This window comes from Micromonospora cynarisoli, from assembly GCF_030518815.1.
Classification (GTDB): Bacteria; Actinomycetota; Actinomycetes; order Mycobacteriales; family Micromonosporaceae; genus Micromonospora; species Micromonospora wenchangensis.
This window is the reverse complement of the sequence record NZ_CP130426.1, coordinates 4,407,293-4,427,006: the sequence shown is the minus strand read 5'-3', so window position 1 is coordinate 4,427,006 and position 19,714 is coordinate 4,407,293. Positions and strand designations below refer to the sequence as shown.

General features: G+C 72.0%; 13 protein-coding genes. 4 read left to right on the top strand and 9 right to left on the bottom strand.

Annotation, left to right across the window (positions count from 1 at the left end):
* Positions 1-17: 17 nt before the first annotated feature.
* A complete protein-coding gene (locus Q2K16_RS18960; protein WP_489671783.1) occupies positions 18-7,109 on the top strand; it encodes an amino acid adenylation domain-containing protein in 7,092 nt (2,363 codons plus the stop codon).
* 5 nt (positions 7,110-7,114) lie between these two features.
* Positions 7,115-8,392 carry an MFS transporter gene (locus Q2K16_RS18955; protein WP_302738930.1) on the top strand — a complete coding sequence of 426 codons (1,278 nt, stop codon included), beginning with the start codon at positions 7,115-7,117 and terminating at the stop codon, positions 8,390-8,392.
* A gap of 207 nt (positions 8,393-8,599) precedes the next feature.
* On the opposite strand, the gene Q2K16_RS18950 is transcribed toward Q2K16_RS18955, so the two are convergent.
* The 6 genes from Q2K16_RS18950 to Q2K16_RS18925 form a co-directional block, all read right to left on the bottom strand.
* The gene (locus Q2K16_RS18950; RefSeq protein WP_302738928.1) at positions 8,600-9,529 is read right to left on the bottom strand and encodes an LnmK family bifunctional acyltransferase/decarboxylase; all 930 of its coding nucleotides are present in this window, start codon (positions 9,527-9,529) and stop codon (positions 8,600-8,602) included.
* Positions 9,530-9,838: 309 nt separating this feature from the next.
* On the bottom strand, positions 9,839-10,066 hold the full coding sequence (locus tag Q2K16_RS18945) for an acyl carrier protein (RefSeq protein ID WP_302738926.1): 228 nt from the start codon (positions 10,064-10,066) through the stop codon (positions 9,839-9,841).
* Positions 10,059-11,123: a 4-hydroxy-2-oxovalerate aldolase gene (gene dmpG / locus Q2K16_RS18940; RefSeq protein ID WP_302738924.1), complete on the bottom strand. Its 1,065-nt coding sequence runs from the start codon at positions 11,121-11,123 to the stop codon at positions 10,059-10,061. The genes Q2K16_RS18945 and dmpG overlap by 8 nt, the downstream gene beginning before the upstream one ends.
* Positions 11,120-12,019: an acetaldehyde dehydrogenase (acetylating) gene (locus Q2K16_RS18935; protein WP_302738922.1), complete on the bottom strand. Its 900-nt coding sequence runs from the start codon at positions 12,017-12,019 to the stop codon at positions 11,120-11,122. The genes dmpG and Q2K16_RS18935 overlap by 4 nt, the downstream gene beginning before the upstream one ends.
* A gap of 30 nt (positions 12,020-12,049) precedes the next feature.
* Positions 12,050-12,865, bottom strand: coding sequence for a 2-keto-4-pentenoate hydratase (locus Q2K16_RS18930; RefSeq protein ID WP_302738921.1), 816 nt, complete (start codon positions 12,863-12,865; stop codon positions 12,050-12,052).
* On the bottom strand, positions 12,862-13,848 hold the full coding sequence (locus Q2K16_RS18925; protein ID WP_302738920.1) for a class I SAM-dependent methyltransferase: 987 nt from the start codon (positions 13,846-13,848) through the stop codon (positions 12,862-12,864). Before Q2K16_RS18925 ends, Q2K16_RS18930 begins: the two co-directional genes overlap by 4 nt.
* Positions 13,849-14,403: 555 nt before the next feature.
* On the opposite strand from Q2K16_RS18925, the gene Q2K16_RS18920 reads away from it, so the two are divergent.
* Positions 14,404-15,006: a response regulator transcription factor gene (locus tag Q2K16_RS18920; RefSeq protein ID WP_302738918.1), complete on the top strand. Its 603-nt coding sequence runs from the start codon at positions 14,404-14,406 to the stop codon at positions 15,004-15,006.
* Complete coding sequence (locus tag Q2K16_RS18915) at positions 15,003-15,641, top strand: helix-turn-helix transcriptional regulator (RefSeq protein WP_302738917.1); 639 nt, start codon at positions 15,003-15,005, stop codon at positions 15,639-15,641. Before Q2K16_RS18920 ends, Q2K16_RS18915 begins: the two co-directional genes overlap by 4 nt.
* A gap of 95 nt (positions 15,642-15,736) precedes the next feature.
* Here the strand turns inward: Q2K16_RS18915 and Q2K16_RS18910 are convergent, their stop codons facing one another.
* The 3 genes from Q2K16_RS18910 to Q2K16_RS18900 form a co-directional block, all read right to left on the bottom strand.
* Positions 15,737-16,504, bottom strand: a complete 768-nt coding sequence (locus Q2K16_RS18910; RefSeq protein WP_302738916.1) for a thioesterase II family protein — start codon at positions 16,502-16,504, stop codon at positions 15,737-15,739.
* A 356-nt stretch (positions 16,505-16,860) separates the two neighbouring features.
* On the bottom strand, positions 16,861-17,784 hold the full coding sequence (locus tag Q2K16_RS18905; protein WP_302746536.1) for a TauD/TfdA family dioxygenase: 924 nt from the start codon (positions 17,782-17,784) through the stop codon (positions 16,861-16,863).
* A gap of 59 nt (positions 17,785-17,843) precedes the next feature.
* Positions 17,844-19,613 carry a condensation domain-containing protein gene (locus Q2K16_RS18900; protein WP_302738915.1) on the bottom strand — a complete coding sequence of 590 codons (1,770 nt, stop codon included), beginning with the start codon at positions 19,611-19,613 and terminating at the stop codon, positions 17,844-17,846.
* Between the last annotated feature and the right edge of the window lie 101 nt (positions 19,614-19,714).

Sequence of the window (19,714 nt, the reverse complement as noted above, 5' to 3'; positions counted from 1 at the left end):
GCAGGCTGGCAGGTGCCGTGGCCGCCGCGCCGGACGAAGGGATCGCCCGGGTGCCGCGCGGGACGCCGTCGGCGTTGTCGTTCGCGCAGCGCCGGCTGTGGATTCTCGACCAGGTCCGGCCGGGCGGCACGGAGTACCTGGTCAGCGCCGGCCTCCGGCTGTTCGGGCCGCTGCAGCCCGACGCACTGCGGGCGGCGCTGGACGGCATCGTGGCGAGGCACGAGATACTGCGCACCCGCTACGTGGTGGTCGACGGCGACCCGCGCCAGGTGATCGACCCCCCGGCACCGGCGACCCTGCACGAGGTGGACCTGCGTGACCTCGACGCCGCCGCGCAGGACGCGCGGATCGCCGGCTGGCTGACCCACGACCGGGTGCCCGTCGACCTCGCGGCCGGGCCGGTGCTGACCGGAACCCTCGCCCGGCTGGCCGACGAGGAGCACGCGCTGGTCGTGACCCTGCACCACATCGCCTTCGACGGCTGGTCCGAGCAGGTGCTGTGGCGTGAACTCGACAGGTTGTACACCGCCGCCCTGACCGGCGGACCGTCCCCGCTGGCACCACTGCCGGTGCAGTACGCCGACTTCGCCGCCTGGCAGCGCGGTGCGGTGTCCGGTGCCGTGCTGGACCGCCAGCTCGACTACTGGCGGCAGGCGCTGGCCGGTGCCACCCCGGTGGAGCTGCCGCTCGACCGGCCGCGCCCGCAGGTCCGGGACAGCGGCTGCGACCTGGTCCCGTTCGCGGTGCCCACGTCGGACGCCCGAGCCCTGCGCGAACTCGCCCGTCAGGCGGGCGCGACGCCGTTCATGGTGCTGCTGGCCGCGTACGCGATCCTGCTCGGCCGATTCGGCCGCAGCGACGACGTCACCGTCGGCACCCCGGTGGCCAGCCGCGACCGGCCCGAGGTGCAGGACCTGATCGGGCTGTTCCTCAACACGCTGGTGCTGCGCACCGACCTGTCCGGCGACCCGTCCTTCCACGAGGTGCTCCGGCGGGTGAAGGAGATGGCGCTCGGCGCCTACGCCCACCAGGAACTGCCGTTCGAACGGCTGGTGGACGAGTTGTCCCCCGTGCGCGACGCGTCCCGGACGCCACTGTTCTCGACCATGTTCCTGTGGGCCGGCGGGGACTCCGGGACCCACCGCGTCGGCGGGCTGCGCGCCGAGGAACTGCCGGTCGGCGAGAGCGACGCCAAGTTCGACCTGACCCTGGTGGTCGTCGACCAGCCCGACGGCACCCTCACCGGGTTCCTGAACTACGCCACCGCGCTGTTCGACAGGGACACCGTCGAGCGGTTCGCGGCCCACTTCACCACCCTCGTCGGCGCCGTCGCGCGTACGCCGGACGCACCGATCGGCCGGCTGGCCGAGTCCCCACCGGCGGAGCGACGGCTGGTGGTGCGGACGTGGAACGAGACCGACGTGGCGTACCCGACCGGCACGCTGCCGCAGCTGTTCGCGCAGCAGGTGGCCCGGACCCCGGACGCCGTCGCCGTCCGCTTCGAGGGCGAGGACGTCACCTACGCCGAGCTGGACCGGCGGGTCGACCGGCTGGCGCGGTACCTGGTCGACGCGGGCGTCGGGCCGGAGTCGATAGTCGGTGTGCGCCGCCGGCGCGGCGTCGGGCTGGTGGTGGCGCTGCTGGCGATCCAGCAGGCAGGCGGCGCCTACCTGCCGCTGGACCCGGATCACCCGGCCGAGCGCCGCGACTACATGTGCGCCGACGCCGGTGCCACCATCGTGCTCACCGACACCGAACCGGTCGTCGCCGACACCGGGCCGGTGCCGGCGGTGCCGGTGCCGGCGGGGCCGGACCACCCGGCGTACGTGATCTACACGTCCGGCTCGACCGGCCAGCCCAAGGGGGTCGTGGTCACGCACCGCGCGATCGTCAACCGGCTGCGGTGGATGCAGGACACGTACCGGCTGGACGCCACCGACCGGGTGTTGCAGAAGACCCCGTACAGCTTCGACGTGTCGGTGTGGGAGTTCTTCTGGCCGCTGGTCACCGGGGCCACCCTGGTGGTCGCCCGGCCCGACGGCCACCGCGACCCGCACTACCTGGCCGAACTGGTCGCCACCGAGCGGGTCACCACCCTGCACTTCGTGCCGTCCATGCTCCGGGCGTTCCTGGCCGAGTCGTCCGGGCCGCTGCCCTCGGTGCGCCTGATGATCTGCAGCGGCGAGGCGCTCCCGGCCGACCTGGCCGACGCCGTCCACGAGCGGATCGACGGCCGGCTGTACAACCTCTACGGGCCGACCGAGGCGGCCGTCGACGTCACCGCGACCCGGTGCGAGCCCGGGACGCCTGTCACGATCGGCAGGCCGATCGCCAACACCCGCACCTACATCGTCGACGGGAGCCTGCGACCGGTCCCGGTCGGCGTGCCGGGTGAGCTGCTGCTGGGCGGCGTGCAACTGGCCCGCGGCTACCTCAACCGTCCGGAGCTCACCGCGCAGCGGTTCGTTCCCGACCCGTTCGGGGAGCCCGGCGGTGGACGGCTCTACCGCACCGGTGACCTCGCCAGGTACCTGCCCGACGGTCGCATCGACTACCTCGGCCGGCTCGACGACCAGGTGAAGATCCGTGGGCACCGCATCGAGCTCGGCGAGATCGAGGCGGTGGCGGCCGGGTACCCGGGCGTGTCCGCAGTCGCCGTCACGGTGCACGACGGCCAGCTCGTCGGCTACCTCGTCGCCCGGGACCCGGGCACCGACGTCGACGTGAGCGACGTGGCGTCGTTCCTGCGCCGTCGGCTGCCCGAGGCGATGGTCCCGAGCCACTGGCAGCTGCTCTCCGCGCTGCCGCTGACCACCAGCGGGAAGACGGACCGCCGCGCGCTGCCGGCCCCGACGCCCGGTCGCGCCTGGGCGAGCGGAGAGTACGTCGCCCCCCGTACCGCGGCCGAACGCGTCGTCGCCGACGCCCTCGGCGCGGCGCTGGGCGTCGACCGGGTCGGTGTGCACGACCGGTTCTTCGACATCGGGGGTGACTCCATCCGCGCCATCCGCGCGATCGGGGCCCTGCGCCGCGCGGGGCTGGGCCTGTCGGTGCAGGACATCTTCACCCACCAGACCGCGGCGCAGCTGGCGACGCTCGCCGACCGGCCGGCGGCCGACGCGGACGATCCGCTGGTCGGCCCGTTCGAGCAGCTCGGTCCGGGCGACCGCGAGCGGCTCCCGGACGGTCTCGTCGACGCCTACCCGATGGGCCAGGTGCAGGCCGGCATGGTGTACGAGATGCTCGTCGACAACTCGCACCCGGCGTACCAGAACGTCACCAGCTTCGACATCGCCGACGACGGCCCGTTCTCCCTCACCGCGCTGCGGGCCGCCGCGCAGTGGCTGGTCGACCGGCACGAGATCCTGCGCACCACGTTCGACGTGTCCGGCTACTCCGAGCCCATGCAACTCGTCCACGCCACGGCACAGGTCGAGGTGGGCTTCGACGACCTGCGCGGGCTGCCGGAGACCGAGCAGCAGGAGGTCCTGGCGCGGTACCGGCAGACGATGCACTCCACCAGGCTGCCCATCGACCATGCCCCGCAACTACGCTGGCACGTGCACCGCACCGGGGAACGGACGTGGGTGCTGACCCACACGGAGTGCCACGCCATCCTGGACGGCTGGAGCCACCACTCCCTCATCGGTGAGCTGCGGGACACCTACCGCGCGATCCGCGACTCGGACAGCGATGCGCTGAAGCCCCCGCCCCCGGGACGCTACGCCGACTTCGTCAGGTGGGAACGGCGGTCGCTGTCGTCCGGGGCGGACGAACGGTTCTGGCGGGACCGCGTCGGCGGCCACGACCGGGTCGCCCTGCCCGCGGACACCGCCCCGGCCGGCCACGGCGCGGTACCGGAGCTGCGGATGTCGTGGCGGCACCTCGAACCGCAGCTGCGTCGACTGGCCGCGCGGACGCAGACCTCACTCAAGGCCGTGCTGCACACCGCGCACCTCGCGATGCTCGGCGTCATCACCGGCCAGCGGCGGTTCTTCAGCGGACTGGTCGTCAACGGCCGGCCCGAGCTGCTGCGCGGCGACGAGGTGATGGGGATGTACCTCAACACGGTGCCGTTCACCGTGGACCTGCGTACGCCCCGCTGGCGTGACCTCGTCCGCGCCGTGTTCGCCGAGGAACTCGCCGTCTGGCCGCACCGGCGCTACCCGATCCCCGCGATGCAACGGGCCTGGGGCGACGGGACGCCGTTGATCAGCGCCATCTTCTCCTACCTCGACTTCCACGTCCTCGACGCGCAGCAGGACGTGTTCGGCGCGGTCGTCGACGACAGCCCCAACGAGTTCACCCTGGTCACGTTGACCTTCCCGGGCGAGCTGCGGCTGGAGTGCCGGGCCGGCTGGGCGACGCAGGAACGGCTGACCGCCCTGGGGGAGACTTTCCTCGCACTGCTCACCGCGATGGTCGCCGACGACGGCGCCAACCCGGTGACCCTCGACGCGACGCCGGCGCACCGGTTCACCGCGCCGCAGCAGGACTGGCCCGCGCTGCCCGAGGTGTGCGTCACCGACCTGTTCGCCGCCCAGGTCCGTGCCCGGCCGGACGCCGTCGCGCTCGAGTACGGCGAGTCGCGCCTGACCTACGGTGAGCTCGACGTCCGGGCCAACCAACTGGCGTGGGCGCTCCGTGAGCACGGTGCCGGCCCGGAGACGCCCGTGGCGGTCTGCATGGACCGGGGGATCGACGCGGTGGTGGCGCTGCTGGGCATCCTCAAGGCCGGCGCCTGTTACCTGCCGCTCGACCCGAAGTACCCGGACGGCCGCATCGGATACCTCCTCGACGACTCCGGCGCCCGGCTCCTGCTGGGCGGGCCGGGCCAGGCCCACCGGTTCGCGGCGCGTCCCGGGCTGACCACGCTGAGCGTGGACCCCGGCTGGTGGTCGGACAGCAGCAGGCCGACCACCGTGCCACAGGTGACGCTGTCACCGGAGAACCTCGCCTACGTCACGTACACGTCGGGGTCCACCGGACGTCCGAAGGGCGTGCAGGTCCCGCACCGCGGCGTCGTACGGCTCGTGCACGGTCAGGACTACGCCCGGCTGGACGCCGACCAGGTCCTCCTGCAGGCCGGCACGCTCGCCTTCGACGCGTCAACGTTCGAGGTGTGGGGCGCGCTGTGCAACGGGGCACGGCTGGTCGTCGCCCCGGAGTCGCCGACCGCAGCGGAGCTGGAGGAGATCCTGCACCGGCACGGGGTGACCGTGCTGTGCCTGCCCACCGGCCTTTTCACCACGATCCTCGACGTCCGGCCGCAGGCGCTGGCCGGGGTACGCGAGGTGGTGGTCGGTGGTGAGGTGCTGTCGCCGCTGCACGTGCGTACGGCGAGGGCGCACGGCGTGCAGGTCAGCAACGGGTACGGCCCGACCGAGAGCACCACGTTCGCCACCGTCCACCCACGGATCACGCTGCCCGCGCTCACCGATGCCATCCCGATCGGGAAGCCGATCCACCACACCCACGTGCGGGTCGTCGACGGGAACCTCGACCCGGTCCCGTTCGGTGTGCCGGGTGAGCTGCTGCTGGGCGGTCCCGGTGTGGCCCGGGGATACCACGGCCGCCCGGACCTGACCGCCGAACGCTTCGTACCGGACCCGTCCGGGGACGCGCCGGGGGCCCGGCTCTACCGCACCGGGGACATCGTCCGCCAGGACCCGGACGGCACGGTCCACTTCGTCGGGCGGCGCGACCACCAGGTGAAGATCCGCGGGCACCGCGTCGAACTGGGCGAGGTGGAGGTCGCCATCGCGGAGCTGCCCTCGGTGCGGGCCGCCGCGGCGGCGGCGTACCAGGGCGTCGACGGGATCAAGCAGCTCGTCGGCTACGTCGTTCTCGACGCGGACGGCCCGGCCGACCCCGCCCGGCTCGGCGACCTGATGCGGAGCCGGGTGCCCGGCTTCCTGGTCCCGACGGCCTGGGTGCGCCTGGACCGGCTTCCGTTGAACAACAACGGCAAGCTCGACCGCAGCGCGCTGCCCCGGCCGGTGGCGGGAACGTCGGCACGGGAGTACAGCGCGCCGCGCACGCCTGCGGAACTGGCCGTGGCCGAGGTCTGGACGGAGCTGTTCCACCTGCCCCGGGTCGGCCGGGACGACGACTTCTTCGACCTCGGTGGGCACTCACTGCTGACGTTGCGGGCGATCGCGATGCTGCGGGACCGGCACGGCATCGAAACCACCGTGCGGTCCTTCGTCGAGCACCGCACGCTCGCGGCGCTCGCCGGGTCGATCGACCGCCGACGGCAACCGGCCACGGCGTTGCTCTGGCTGCGTCGTAGCGGTGACAAGCCTCCGCTGGTGTGCGTGCATCCCGGGGGTGGCAGCGCGCACTGGTACCGGCGGCTGGCCGAGCACCTCGACCCGGACCTGCCGGTGGTCGCGTTCGAATGGCCGGGCCGTGACCCGTCGACCGGCGCGGTCCCGTCGACCGAGGAGATGGCGGCCCGCTACGTCGCGGAGCTGCGGGCGGCCGTTCCGCACGGGCCGTACCGGATCTTCAGCTGGTGCGGCGGCGGCGGGGTGAGCAGCGAGATGGCCACCCGACTGGGGAACGACGGGGAGGAGGTCACCTTCATCCTGCTCGACCCGGGGCAGGACGCCTGGCAGAAGGAGCACCTCTGGGCCGAGTACGCCCTGATCAAGCAGTGTGTGACGAACCTGGAGGGGCTCGATGCGGCGTCGCCGGACGAGGACACCTCGGCACTTCGGCAGGAGACCCTGACGCTGCTCGAACACATCGTGGACGACATCGTCGGCAACGACGGGATCACGCTGCCCGAGCGTGGCGCGGGAACGATGTGGCTGCCCGCCGCGCGGATGTGGGAGGAGGTCATGGAGATGGTGCTGTCCTACCGTGACCGCCCGTACGCCGGTCACCTGGATCTGATCGTCAGTGACGAGCTGGCGCTCGGCGCGCACGAGGTCGTCAGTTCCGGACAGGGTTTCGACGACTACCTGCACCGGTGGCGGGAACGGACCGCCGGGGTCGCGGTCCACCGGGTGCGGGGCGAACACTTCTCGGTCATGAAGGAGTACGTGGCGGACCTCGCCCGCATCGTGACGGCGCTGGTCGACGAGCCGGCCGGGCGACGGTGAGCGGGGTGCGCACCGCGCCACCGCCCGGGCCCGCGCCCGCCCGACGGGCACTCGCGGCGGTGTACGTCGCCGGCAGCGGCTCCGCCTTCGGCAGCCAGATGACGATGCTCGCCCTGCCGTGGCTGGTCTTGGAGAGCACCGACTCGGCGCCGCGGGCGGGTCTGGTCTTCGCCGTGTCGGTGCTGCCCATGGCGTTGCTCGGATTCGTGGGCGGCGAGGTGATCCAACGTTTCGGCGCCCGCCGGACCATGGTGGTCGCCGACGTCGCACAGGCCGTGGCCATCGCGGTGATACCGGTGCTGGCCGCGCTGGACCGGCTCAGCTTCCCCCTGCTCCTCGCGGTGGTGGCGGTGATCGGCGTGCTCGGGGTGCCCTATTTCGCCGCACAACGCGACCTGGCCACCGAGCTCGTCGGTCCCGACCCGAAGGCGCTGATGCGGGCGAACAGCGTGCTGGAAGGGTGCTCCAACGTCGCCGCGCTCGCCGGTCCGGCCGTGGCGGGTGTGCTGATCGCGACGCTGGGTGCGGAGCAGGTGCTGTGGTTCGACGCCGCGACCTACGCGTTGTCCGGCCTGCTGCTGTGGTGGTTCGTCCCGCGTACGCCGCGGGTGGCAGCGCCACCACCACGACCGGAGCAGCGGACCGTGACCCACACGGGAGTCCTGGCCGGGGTGCGCGCGGTGCTCGGGGACGACTTCCTCCGACGGGTGATGGTCTCGACCGTCAGCTTCGGTTTCCTCATGCGGGTCCTGATGCTCGCGTTGCCGCTGCTGGCGTTCGACCGGTTCGGCGGCGACGCCAAGGTCGGTGGGCTGCTGCTCTCGGGCTTCGGTGCCGGCGCCATCGCCGGGGCGGCGGTCAGCTACCTGATCGGCAGCCGGTTGTCCCCGATGCTGGTCTTCGGCCTGGCCGCCTTCCAACTCGTCCTTCCCTGGTGGGTGCTGCTGTTCGACGTGCCGGTGCCGGTCCTGGTCGGCGCGCTCGCGGTGTCGGGTGCGGCGCTGCCGTTGTCCAACGCCCCGTTCTTCAGCATCCTGGCCACCCGGTTCGCGGCCGACATCCGGGCGAAGGTGATCCAGGCGGTCATGACCATCAGCAACATCGCCGGCCCGCTGGGCTTCGTCGCCGGCGGAATGGCGATCGGCCGCTTCGGGGTGACGGCGACCCTGCTCGTCCTCGCGGTCCTGTCCACCCTCGCGGCGGTCAACCTCGTGGTGGCACTGCGGCGGTTCGGTCCGGCGACGCTGACCAGCGCACAGCCGGCGGCGACAGCGGCACGGTAGCCCGCTTCGGGCCCGGTGACCGGGCCGCGACGATGCGATCCGGTGCGGGCCGTCCAACTGGACGGCCCGCACCGAGCCGTGCGGTCACCTGGAGGTCGCGACCGCGGTGCGTCACGGTCAGCCACGACGGCACGGGCACGGTCGCGAACCTGCGACCGTGCCCGTGCGATGGTGCCGTGTGGGGGCCGGACCGACCGGCACCGCCGCCTATGCCGGCGTCGACGGCGTCTCCGTCTCGATCGCCGCGACCGCCAGCAGCCGACCGGTGGTGGACTCGCGGAGTTCCAGGTCGGCGATCTCGGACAGCGGGTCGGCGAGGTTCTGCCACCTCCGCGCGGTGACGGTGAAGAGCGAGCCCAGGTCGGCATTGCCGAAGAAGCCCACCTTCTGGTCGATCACCCGCCGCTGGAGGAACTGCCGTTCGCTGCGGCCGAGCCCGCGCCACAGCCGCAACAGCGCCGTGTCGAAGATCGAGAAGTACGAGGCGAAGTAGACCAGCCCGGCGCCGTTGATGTCCCGCACGGCGTCCAGCGCGTACGTGAAGGACCGTTCCTCCCCGGCGACCGTGAATCCGGGCGGCCCCGGAGCGCAGAAGCTGCCCGCATGACGGGCGCGGCCGACGAGCGTACGCGGTGAGAACCGGTTGGGAAGGCGCGGCAGGTCGGCGTACGTGAAGTCGTGGGGGACCGTTTCGGTGAGGACCCGGTTGCTGTCCGGACGGCCACGGGCGATCCACCGGTTGAGCGTCTCCGCGTACATGCACTCCGGGTCCGGCGTCTCGTAGACCTCCGCCGGATCGAGGACCGCGGTGCCGAGGCCGGAACCGGCGGGCGCGAGTCGGTGCAACGTGAGAACCGAGCCGCCGCCGAACTGGAAGACCCTCGACGTCACGTCGAGTTCGTCGCCGAACGTCAGGCCGTGCGGGTGGACGACCTTCCCGCCCCGCACCCGGTAGTAGTAGAACGAGAGGTAGGTCGGCTGGCCCTCGGCGGTACGGGCGGCGTGCACGTTGGTGCCGCAGGCCTCGGCCACCGACTCCCACGTCCAGTCACCTATCCGCCCGAAGATCAGTGAGCCGCCGCTGCACATCCCCGGCGCGACGACCACCTTCCGGGAAGGGGCTGTGTTCTCCGGCATCATCCCACCGCTCCAGTCGTGAGCAATTGCGGTGCCCCGTGGACACGCCACCGGCGTGCCGCCGCGAGGAACGCGTCGTTGTCCGAGGGCGAACCGATCGACACCCGTACGCCGTCACCCGCCACCCGGTCGGGCTCCACACCGTGCCGGTGCGCGAGCGCCAGGATCAGGTCGGTACACGCCGGGTCGGGATAGCGGTTGACGTCCCGGCCGCTCGCCGCGACCGTGGCGAGGATCCCGGGCGACGGATCGTGTGGTGACTCGTTGCGCGACAGGGCCCGCGTGACGGCGTGCGCCGGTCCCGCGCCCTCAGGCACGACAGCGCTGCGCGACCAGATCGGCGATGTCGCCGACGGTCGCGAGCTCCAACAGTTCGTAGTCGGAGACCTGGATGTCCAGCCGCTGGCTGAGCAGGGCCGACAACTCGACCACGGTGAGGGAGTCGAGGCCCACCTCGGCGCGGTCGGCCGTGGCGACGACGTCCTCGGTCCGCATCTGCAGATCCTCGACCAGAATGGCCTTGAGTTGGTCAAACATGGCTCGCCGTCCGTTCGTCCCGTCCCGTGGACCCGGCCCGCAACGTGAGCGTCACGTCCTCGATCAGGTCCTCCTGCCCGGCCACCGCCTGCAGGCGGCCCAGTTCGAAGAAGACGTCGCGTGGATCGACTCCCTCGCGGGCGGCGACGTCCAGCACCCGGTTCCTGAATCCGGAGAACACCCCGGCGAGACCACTCACCACGCCGATCGAGTCGATGGTCGGCGGCGCGGGCATCAGTTCCCGCTCGGCGATGTCCGCCGCGTCGAGCAGCCGGTAGAAGTCGATGCCGGTGTCGTAGCCGAGTCGTTCGAGCACGGGCACGAGGACTTCCAGCTGCGTGTTGCCGGCCCCCGCGCCGAACCCCCGGGCGCACGCGTCCAGGATGGTGGCGCCCGCTTCGGCGGCGGCCACCGAGTTCGCCACCGCCATCCCGAGGTTGTTGTGCCCGTGGAACATCACCGGCACGTCGACGGCGGACCTGATGGCCGCGATGCGTGCGGTCACGTCCGCCGGCAGGTAGTGGCCGGAGGAGTCGAGGATGCCCACGCCGGTCGCGCCGAATCCGACGAGCTGCGCGCACTCCTCGGCCAGCCGCTCGGGAGTCGCCATGTGGCTCATCAGCAGCACACCGTGGGCGTCGACGCCCGCGTCGCGCAACAGCCCCAGGTGCCGCTCGGCCAGGTTGCCCTCGGTGCAGTGGGTGCCGATCCGGACGAGGTCGACGTCGTGTGCGACGGCCTGCCGGATGTTCTCGGTCGTACCCCACCCCGGCAGCATGAACACACCGAGCCTGCTGCTGGACAACGCGTCCCGGACCACCGAGAGCATCGCCGCGTCGCTGAGGAGGGCGCGGCCGGCCTGCAGGGACGAGGCCCCCAGACCGTTGCCGTGCCCCACCTCGACGACTGGTACCCCGGCCGCGTCGGCGGCCTCGGCGTACGCCCGGAGCTGCTCGCGCCCGAGTTGGTGGCGGACGGCGTGGTGCCCGTCGCGCAACGTCGGGTCGTGGATCAGGATCGGTCGTGCCGGCGTACCCGCCGTGGTCTGCTGGCTCATGATGCCACCTCCATGACCTCGCTCGGTCGGCGTTGCACCGCACAGCGTTCGGCGACCCGGATCGCCGCGGAGTTGATGATGTCGAGGTTGCCCGCGTAGGCGGGTATCTGGTCACCGACGGAGGTCACCTCCACGGCGACGAACGCCCTGCTGTCGTCCTCCACGACGCAACCCGTCACGGTGTAACCGGTGGCGAAGGCACGGACGTCGGCGGCGGCCTCCGCCACGAGGGGGCGTACCGAATCGGCTGTCAGCCCCCGACCGATCAGGGAGATGGCCACCCTGAAGGTCGCCGGAGGACGGGCCGGGCTGATGTTGAGGATGGCCTTGACGTCCCCGACGCCGGTGAACTCGCGGAGCGCGTCCTGGGTGGTCTCCACGTACTCGTCGAGGTTCAGCCTGGTCCCGTGGCCGACGCTGAGCGTGGCGGCGGTCGCGACCACCTCCACGTAGTCGATGTGGTGGGCCCGTGCGACCGCCCGCACGATCGGCACCGACGCCTGTCCGCCGCAGCTCACCATGTTGAGGTCGCGGTGGCCGGTGACGTCCGCGCCGTTCACGGTGGGGACGACCATGCGCCCGATCCGGCTCGGCGTCAGGTCGACGAGCAGCGTGCCGAGCGGCGTCAGCGCCTCGGCGTGTTCGGCGTGCGAGCCGGCGTCGGTGGCGTCGAAGACCACGTCGAGCGGTTCGTCGAGATCGGCGAGGGCGGACAGGCCCCGGCTCGTGACCGGCAGGCCCAGCCGGGCGGCCCGCTTGAGCCCCGGGCTCTCGGCCGTCCGGCCGGCGACGAGGTGGAGGGCCAGCGCGGCGGACCGCTCGACCTTCATCGCCAGGTCGACGCCGATGAGCCCGGCGCCGAGCACCCCAACTGACAGCCGTCGTTCTGGTTTCATCGAGGGATCGCCTTCCTGGCCGGGTCGTGACTACTCGTGCGCCACGTGCAGAGTGACCGCACCCAGCTGATCGAATTCGGCGGTGTAGGTGTCGCCTGGACGCAGCGGCACCGCGGCGTGCAGGGCACCGGTCATGATCAGTTGCCCGGCTTCCAGCGTGACGCCGTTCTCGCCGAGCAGGTTCGCCAGCAACGCCACCACCGCCACCGGGTCGCCCAGGGCGTCGGCGCCCCGGCCGGACGCGACCAGTTCCCCGTTACGGCGGAAGGCCATCCGCACGAGCCGGTAGTCCAGGTCCGGGCGGGCCCGGACCGGGCGTCCCAGCACGGCGGCGCCGTTCGAGGCGAGGTCGGCGATCGTGTCGCCCAGCCGGATACGCCAGTCGGTGATCCGGGAGTCGACCACCTCGAGACCGGCGACGACCTCTCCGATCGCCGCGCGGGCCTGTTCCACGGTGACGCCGGGGCCGGCCAACGGGCTCGCCAGCCGAAAGACGATCTCGGCCTCCACCTTCGGTGAGATGAAGTCGTCACGGGCGACGCGGGTACCGTCCGGACGGACGGTCGAGGCGAACACCGGGCCGTAGTCCGGGGCGTCGACCCCGAACATCTCCTGCATCGGTGCGGAGGTGAGCCCCGCCTTGTAACCGATCACCCGCTCGCCGTCGGAGACCAGCAGGTCGGTCAGCCGACGCTGGACGGCGTATCCGCCCGCCGCGTCGAGCGTGGGACAGGCATCGGTGAACGGTGCGATCGGGACGCGTTCCCGCCGCGCCTGGTACAGGGCCATGGCCATCCGCTCGGTGTCGTGCTCCGCCAGGGCGGGTGACCCCCCGGTCCCGCTCATCGGGTGGCCACGAAGAGGCGGCTGCCGGGCATCGGCAGTGGGGTGCTCGTCACGTCGGAGAAGCCGGCCTGCCGGAACAGCTCGCACCACTGCTCCTCGCCCGGTAGCCGCACACCCATCGAACTCTCGTGCAGGTAGCTGAACAGGGCGCTGAAGGCACGCTCGCCCGGAGCGTCCACGTACGGCACCGCGTCGGTGACCACCAGGCAACCGCCGTCGGAGAGCTGCTCCCGGCAGGCCCGCAGGACACCCGCGAAGACCTCCGGAGTCTGGGCGACGTCGTGCATGACGAAGCCGGCGTGGACGATGTCCGCGCCGTCGAGCGGACCGGGGTCGTCGACGAGCGTCTCGACGGACCGGTTGACCACCGTGAGCCGGTCGTCCACCTGGGCGCGGCGACCGGCGCGCTCGGCCTCCGCGCACGCCCCCGCGCTGAGGTCCAGGGCCACGCCGGTGCTGCCGGGCAGCTCGGTCAGGAGCCGGATCAGCAGCGCGCCCGCGCCGGCGCCGAGATCGACGATGCGCCGGGGCTTGCGGTGGACGATCTCGGACAGGATCCCGGGATAGAAGCCGCGCGAGCCGATCCAGCGGGACGAGACAGCCACCCGTCGGCCGTCGCGCTGGTGTTGCCGGCCGGCCGCTTCCGGCTCGCGCAGGAACCGCTCGGCGTGATCGATGTACGGCCGGTTCGCACTCAGCGACCAGGAGAGGTAGCCCGCCTCGTACCTGCGGGCCGCGAGCTCGGCGCAGGGCGCGAACAGCCCGGTCCCGGCGTCGTGGTCGAGCAGACCGGCGGAAACCGTGGCGCGTAGGAAGGGCAGGATACGCGCTTCGGCGACGTCGGCCGCGGTGGTCGCCTCGGCCAGCGTGAACGGTGTCCCGCGGTCGAGAAGCGGGGAGAGCCCCAGATTCTCGGCGATCTCCAGAAGAGTGGCGTTTGCGGCGAGATCCGCGGCGATCCCACTGACGTCAGAACTGATCACTTGTGCACCCCACGTCCCGCCGGTTCGGCGATAGTCCGGTATCGGCCCTTGCTGTTCACGCTCCGCGTCCGTCCACACAGGAGGCCGGGTCCTGCGGGTGGGGTCGAGCCGCGGAGCTTCGGCCCGCCCCCTCGTTTCCCGAGGCGACCGGCGGGCGGGACGCGGTCAGGCAGGAGGGCTCGGACACGCTGTCAGAGTGGATGCGAGCTCTGCCGCGCCGTCCATCAACCGCTCCTTCGGTCACGGCGGCGATCCGCCTTCCCGGCACGGATCTGCAACGGTTGTCAATGTTCCACGGGAACCCGGTCGACTGCAGAGAAGAATCGGCAGACCTGCGGGAGGCGTCGGCCGTCGCTACTTCCTGCCGCCTGCCCGTTCGTCGGTCCGGGCAGGACGACCGGCGCGACCCGACGATAGCGAGTCGATGGTCCACTATCGGCGGCCACCGCCCGCCGACAGCGCGTCGACAGCGACCGGTTAGCTCGTCGCGGAACCGTACGCCCAGGAGATTCCGGACGCCACGCCACGCCACGGCGTGGCGACGAAGGAGGCGTGATGGGCGAACCGATGTTGGTCAACGTCGTGGCGACCGACCCCGTACTGGAGGCGGGCGTGACGAGCGCGCTGCTCGGGTGTCCGGACATCGCCGTGGTGACGACGCGGGAGAGGGCCGTGGTCACGGTCCTGGTCGTCGACCATCTGGGCCGGGACGCGCTGGACGCGGTGCGGTCCGTCCGTGCCGGGGCGGACCGGCCGGAGGTGGTGCTCGTCGTGCCCGAGGTGGAGCCGGCCGAGGCGCTGTGGGCCATCGCGGCCGGTGCGCGCGGCCTGCTCCGGCGTCGCGAGGCGACCGCGGACCGACTCACCCGTACCGTGCTGGCCGCCGGTGAGGGGGACTGCACGGTCTCGCCGGACATGCTCGACCGGTTGCTCGCCGCGCCGACCGTTCCCGCCGGCACCCTCGCGTCGAACATCAGCGACCGTGAGCGCGCGGTGCTGCGGCTGCTCGCCGACGGGCGGGAGACAGGCGAGATCGCGCGGGAGCTGTGCTACTCGACCCGTACCGTGACGAGTGTCGTGCACGACATCACGCGGCGGTTCCGGCTGCGCAACCGGGCCCACGCGGTGGCCTTCGCACTTCGGGCCGGCATGTTGTGAACGGCGAACAGGAATGGCGTACGGCGTCCCCGACCGCACACCTGGTAGCCCCGGACGCGGCCATCCGGGCCGAGGTGCTTGCCGTACTGCGGCAGGCCGGCGTCACGTCGGTGGCCGAGCCGTACGGGTCACCGGACACCGTCGTCGTCACCGCGGTCGCCGCGGTGAGTGAGGCTCTCGTGGCGTGCCCGCCGCAGCCACGGTCCGGGCCGAGGAGGACGCTGGTCATCGCGGACCGTTTCTCGCCGACGGACGTGGCACGTGTCCTACGGTCGGGGGTCCTGGTGATGCTCCGGTTCACCGACGCCACACCGGGCCGACTGGCCGCCGCGTTGCAGGCGGCCCGGGACGGCGAGGTGCGGTTGCCGCACGAGGTGCTGGTAGGGGTGCTCGGTGGCGCCGGTACGCCGGACCCGGCCGGGACGTCCCGGGTGGCCGGCCGGTCACCGCTGACGCCCCGGCAGACGAGGGTGCTCGCGTTGATGGCCGAGGGCCAGGACAACGCGACGATCGCCCGGTCGCTGCTGTGTTCCAACCACACGGTGAAGAACGTCATCTACGACATGATGGGACGGTTGCAGGTACGCAACCGCGCCCACGCCGTGGCCTGCGGGGTGGCGGCCGGGCTGATCTGAGCCGGCCGTGCGCGGCGGGCGACCGGTGGGGCGCGACGACCGGGTCGGGGAGGGTCGACGGTGCCCGTCGCCCGAATCGGTCCGGTCGGCCGCCGTCACCCCTCGGCCGACCGCCGGCGGTCGTCGGCGGTCGCCCGGTCACTGATGACCCGCAGCAGGTCGGCCGGCTCGGTCGCATAGCTCAACCTGGTTCCGGGCAACTGCACCAGTTCGGTGTCCCCGTACGCCGCCCAGCCGGCCAGTGCTTCCGGTGCGATGTCCTGGTCCAGCCACCGAATCGCGGTCAGCGGGCAGCGCAGCGGCGTCCGGCGGGGTGTCCGGTAGGCCCGCAACATGGCCAGTTCGGCCCGGAGCGCACGCACGCCGGTCGCGACGACCCACGGCATCGGGTTGCCGCCCATGGCCACCGTGGTCGCCAGCACGCGTTCGGTCAGCTCGTCGTCGGTCGGTTCGGTGTGCGCGTCGCCGGTGTGTCGCCTGAGATGGTGGGGTGCGGGACAGCCTGACACGAACAGGCGCAGGGGCGCCGGCGCGCCCCGCCGGTTCAACTCGACCGCGACCTGGTAGCCGAGCAGCGCGGCGCTCTCGTGGCCGAACAACGCGAACCTCTCGATCCCCCGGCGCATCAGGTAGGTCACGAGTTCCGCGGCCCGCTCCGGCAGCCCCGTCGGCGTCGCCGAGTCCGTCCCCACCGCTTCGCCGCCCGGGTCGCCCACCGTCGGCGTGCGGACGACACACCACGGGCCGACGGCGTCGGGCCACCTGTCGAACTGGAGGTCGCCGTTGCCTGCGCTGGGCATGCAGATCAGCGTCGTGGTGTCGGCGTGTGGCGCGTCGGTCCGGTGGTCCCACCGTGAGGCCATGAGGAAGGTCGCCTTCGTTGACGGAGAGTAGGCATTTCCTGCTGATCGTCGTTCCAGGCACCTCCATGTCACTATCACCGGCAGGGCGTGTCCGGGCCGGCGGGTAAAGCGTCATGATGGGGAGCCGAAAACGGCCGGCAATAGCTTCGTTCTGTCGGCGGCAGTCGGCACGAGAGTCGAAGCAGAAATGGGGTACCGAGTTGCGAGTATCAATGGTTTCCGGTTCGCGCCCGAGCACCGCACCGTCGACCGCGGTGGTCGCTGTTCCCGGAGATACCCCGTGGGGCTGACGAGTCGCTTCCCGGGTAGGTCGCGGAGGTGCACCCCGGAGGTGACCCTCCGCGACCTACCCGGTGCTACGACCCCGGCAACGGCTCGGCCATCGCCACGGCGATCTTGCGAGATCCGGTGAACGGCTCACGGCCGTGAGCGGACAGCATATTGTCGACGATCAGTACGTCGTCCCGCTGCCAGTCGAATCGTCGCCTGGCGGCGCGGTAACAATCGCGCAGGTGCGCCACGATCTCGTCGGGCACCGGCGCGCCGTCCCCGTAGTACGTGTTGGTGGGCAGGTCCGCCTCGTCGAACATCTCCCGCAGGCCCTCGCAGTCCTCTTCGGGAAGCGTGGTCACGTGGAAGAACGTGAGGTGGTTGAACCAGACGGTCTCGCCGGTCACCGGGTGCCGATGCACCGCCCGCCGGCGGGCCGTCGTGCGCAGGCCGGTGCGCCCGACCCAGGTGACCTCCACACCGCTACGCGCACAGTAGCGTTCGACCTCGGCCCGGTCGGTGGTGCCGAACGCCTGCTGCCACGGCACGCCGAAACCCTCGGTGAAATTGCGGACCACGGTCCAGCCGCGCCTGGTGAATTCCTCCCGTACGCCCGGGTCGATCGACCGTAGAACCCGACGGGTGTCGGCGAGCGGAGTGGCCCCCAGCGTGTCGGGCGGGGTGATGCAGTAGAAGAACAACGTCAACGGCCAGGTCGCCTGGTACGAGTTCTCGTTGTGCAGGAAGATCTCCTCGGTCGGCGGGTAATCCGTCGACGTGTAGACCTGGCCCGCGATGGTGCTGCGCGGTGACGACCGCTCAGCGTAGGACAGCGGTGCACCGGACACCGCCCGGACAACCCGTTCGAAGCCGCTGACGTCGCCGATGTCGAAGCCGCGCAGCAGGACCGCGCCGTGGGTGTGCAGCTGCCGACGGACCGCATCCCGGACCCCGGCGAGATGGCTCGCGGCCGGCTCGCCGTCGGTGGGCGCGGTCAGCACGGCGGGCAGCGCCGACTCGTCGGCTGTCGGGGTGGGAACGAGGCGTGCGGATGTGAGCTTGCTGGTGGTCAACTGTCGACTCCCTCTCGGCCGGATCCCTGGCAATACACGTCGGTCCACGCGGCGGGGTCGTCGGGGTCATCCGGGATGCGCTCGCAGATGACGTAGTGCTGTGGTGCCATCGCCGTCGGATACGCCCTCAGCGCCGCCATGCAGGCGGCATGGGCCTGTCCGGGTGTGCGTACGGTCCCGGTCCGGGCCAGCCGAGCGGTCAACGGCACGCCGCGCACGGCGGTGAAGACCCTGGCGCCGGTGGACGCCAGCGCGTCGTCGAGCAACCGTTGCACCTCGGTCACCTCGACCCAGCAGCCGTCCACGAACAGCCAGCCGGGGCCCCGCTCCACCGGGTCGAGCGGGATCGAGCCGCGGACCCCCCCGGCGTCGAGGTCACCGGATGCCGCCGCGATCAGCAGGTTCTCGACCGCCAGGAGCAGCGATTCGGCCTCGTCGTCGCAGATGCGGTGGGTGTCGCTGCTCCAACAGCCCAGACGCAGCACCCCGTCGGTCCCATAGAGATCGAACCGGATCAGCGTGGTCCCGACCGGCATCGGTTGCCGCCGGATCTGCGTCGCGCCCCGCGCGGCCTCCAGTTCACCACGCGTGGGAAGCGGTGCCGTGGCCCTGCCGGTCGCCGGACCCGACTCGATGACGAGGTTGTTGAACAGCGGTTCGCAGTCGAACACGATGCCCCGCTCGTGTTCGACCCGGGCCGCGACGGCACGCTGCCTGTCCACGTCGTAGCGGCCGTGCCTGCTCGCCGCGACCACCGCCGCCCACGCCTGCCGGACCAGCCGGTCGAAGGTGGTGTCACCGATGGTGAGTGTGATCAACGCGAGCTGCGCGAGGCTGCCGACGTGGTGCTTGAGGTGCGGCTCGAAGCGGTTGGCGGACAGGGTGGGGAGTACGAGGTCCCGGGCACCGGTCCGGTGCGAGAGCACCGCGCCGATCGCCGCCAGCACGACGCTGGCGCGGCTCGTCCTGGTGCGCGCCGTCACCGCCCGCAACGCCATCCCCGCCGCGGTGGAGGTCAGCTCGACGGCCACCGATCCGGAGCCGGTCGCGCCCCGCCGGGCCGGCCCGTCGCCTGCGGTGCGCCGTGGGACCGGGTACAGGCACTGCGGCATGCGGGACAACCGGTCGCCCCAGTAGCCCAGCACCGACTCCTCGTGCCGCAGTGCCTTCGGTGTGCGTTCGAGGGCGACCAGGTCCAACGGCTGGATCGGAGGCCCGCCCGTCGGGGGTGCGGTGCGGCCACGGATCAGGTCCGCGAACTCCCGCTTGACGATCTCCATCGCCTGGTAGTCGACGGCGAGGTGAGAGCAACCGAGCACCGCGGCCTGCACCACCGGGGCGGAGCCGGTGGACGCGTCACCCGGCAGCACCGCGAGGGCGGCCCGGACCGGCAGCTCACCGACGCGGTAGGCGCCTGCGGCACGCAGCCGCCGGGTGAGGTCCCGGGACAGGCTGGCCCGGTCGACGCGTTGCGGGTCTGCGGCCTCGATCGCGTAGACCTCCACGACGAGGTCACCGGTGGCGTGCACGAACTGCCGTGGTGCGTCGCCGTCCACGTACGTCGTTCGGAGTCCCTCGTGTCGTCCGATCAGGACCGCGAGTGCCCCGGCGACATCCTCGACCACGGCTGCGGCCGGAACGTCGAGTTCCCCCGCGACGGCCGCGAAGAACTGCTCCGACTCGCCGCGCAGCCACTGCAGGATGTTGTACTGGCCGATGTTGAGCGGCCCCTCGGCCGATCGCGTCCCGCTGAACCGCACGGTCACCGATGGCCGTGGGACCAGGCCCACCGACCGCCCCCGGCGCAGACGACCACGGGTACGGGTCGCCTGGCGGGTCGGCGTCGTTCGACTGTCCGACGCGGCAC

Coding starts and splice junctions, on each gene's coding strand:
- Q2K16_RS18945 (WP_302738926.1), bottom strand. CDS start 10,066: ATGTTTGACCAACTCAAGGCCATTCTGGTCGAGGATCTGCAGATGCGG.
- dmpG (WP_302738924.1), bottom strand. CDS start 11,123: ATGAGCCAGCAGACCACGGCGGGTACGCCGGCACGACCGATCCTGATC.
- Q2K16_RS18920 (WP_302738918.1), top strand. CDS start 14,404: ATGGGCGAACCGATGTTGGTCAACGTCGTGGCGACCGACCCCGTACTG.
- Q2K16_RS18930 (WP_302738921.1), bottom strand. CDS start 12,865: ATGAGCGGGACCGGGGGGTCACCCGCCCTGGCGGAGCACGACACCGAG.
- Q2K16_RS18910 (WP_302738916.1), bottom strand. CDS start 16,504: ATGGCCTCACGGTGGGACCACCGGACCGACGCGCCACACGCCGACACC.
- Q2K16_RS18935 (WP_302738922.1), bottom strand. CDS start 12,019: ATGAAACCAGAACGACGGCTGTCAGTTGGGGTGCTCGGCGCCGGGCTC.
- Q2K16_RS18950 (WP_302738928.1), bottom strand. CDS start 9,529: ATGCCGGAGAACACAGCCCCTTCCCGGAAGGTGGTCGTCGCGCCGGGG.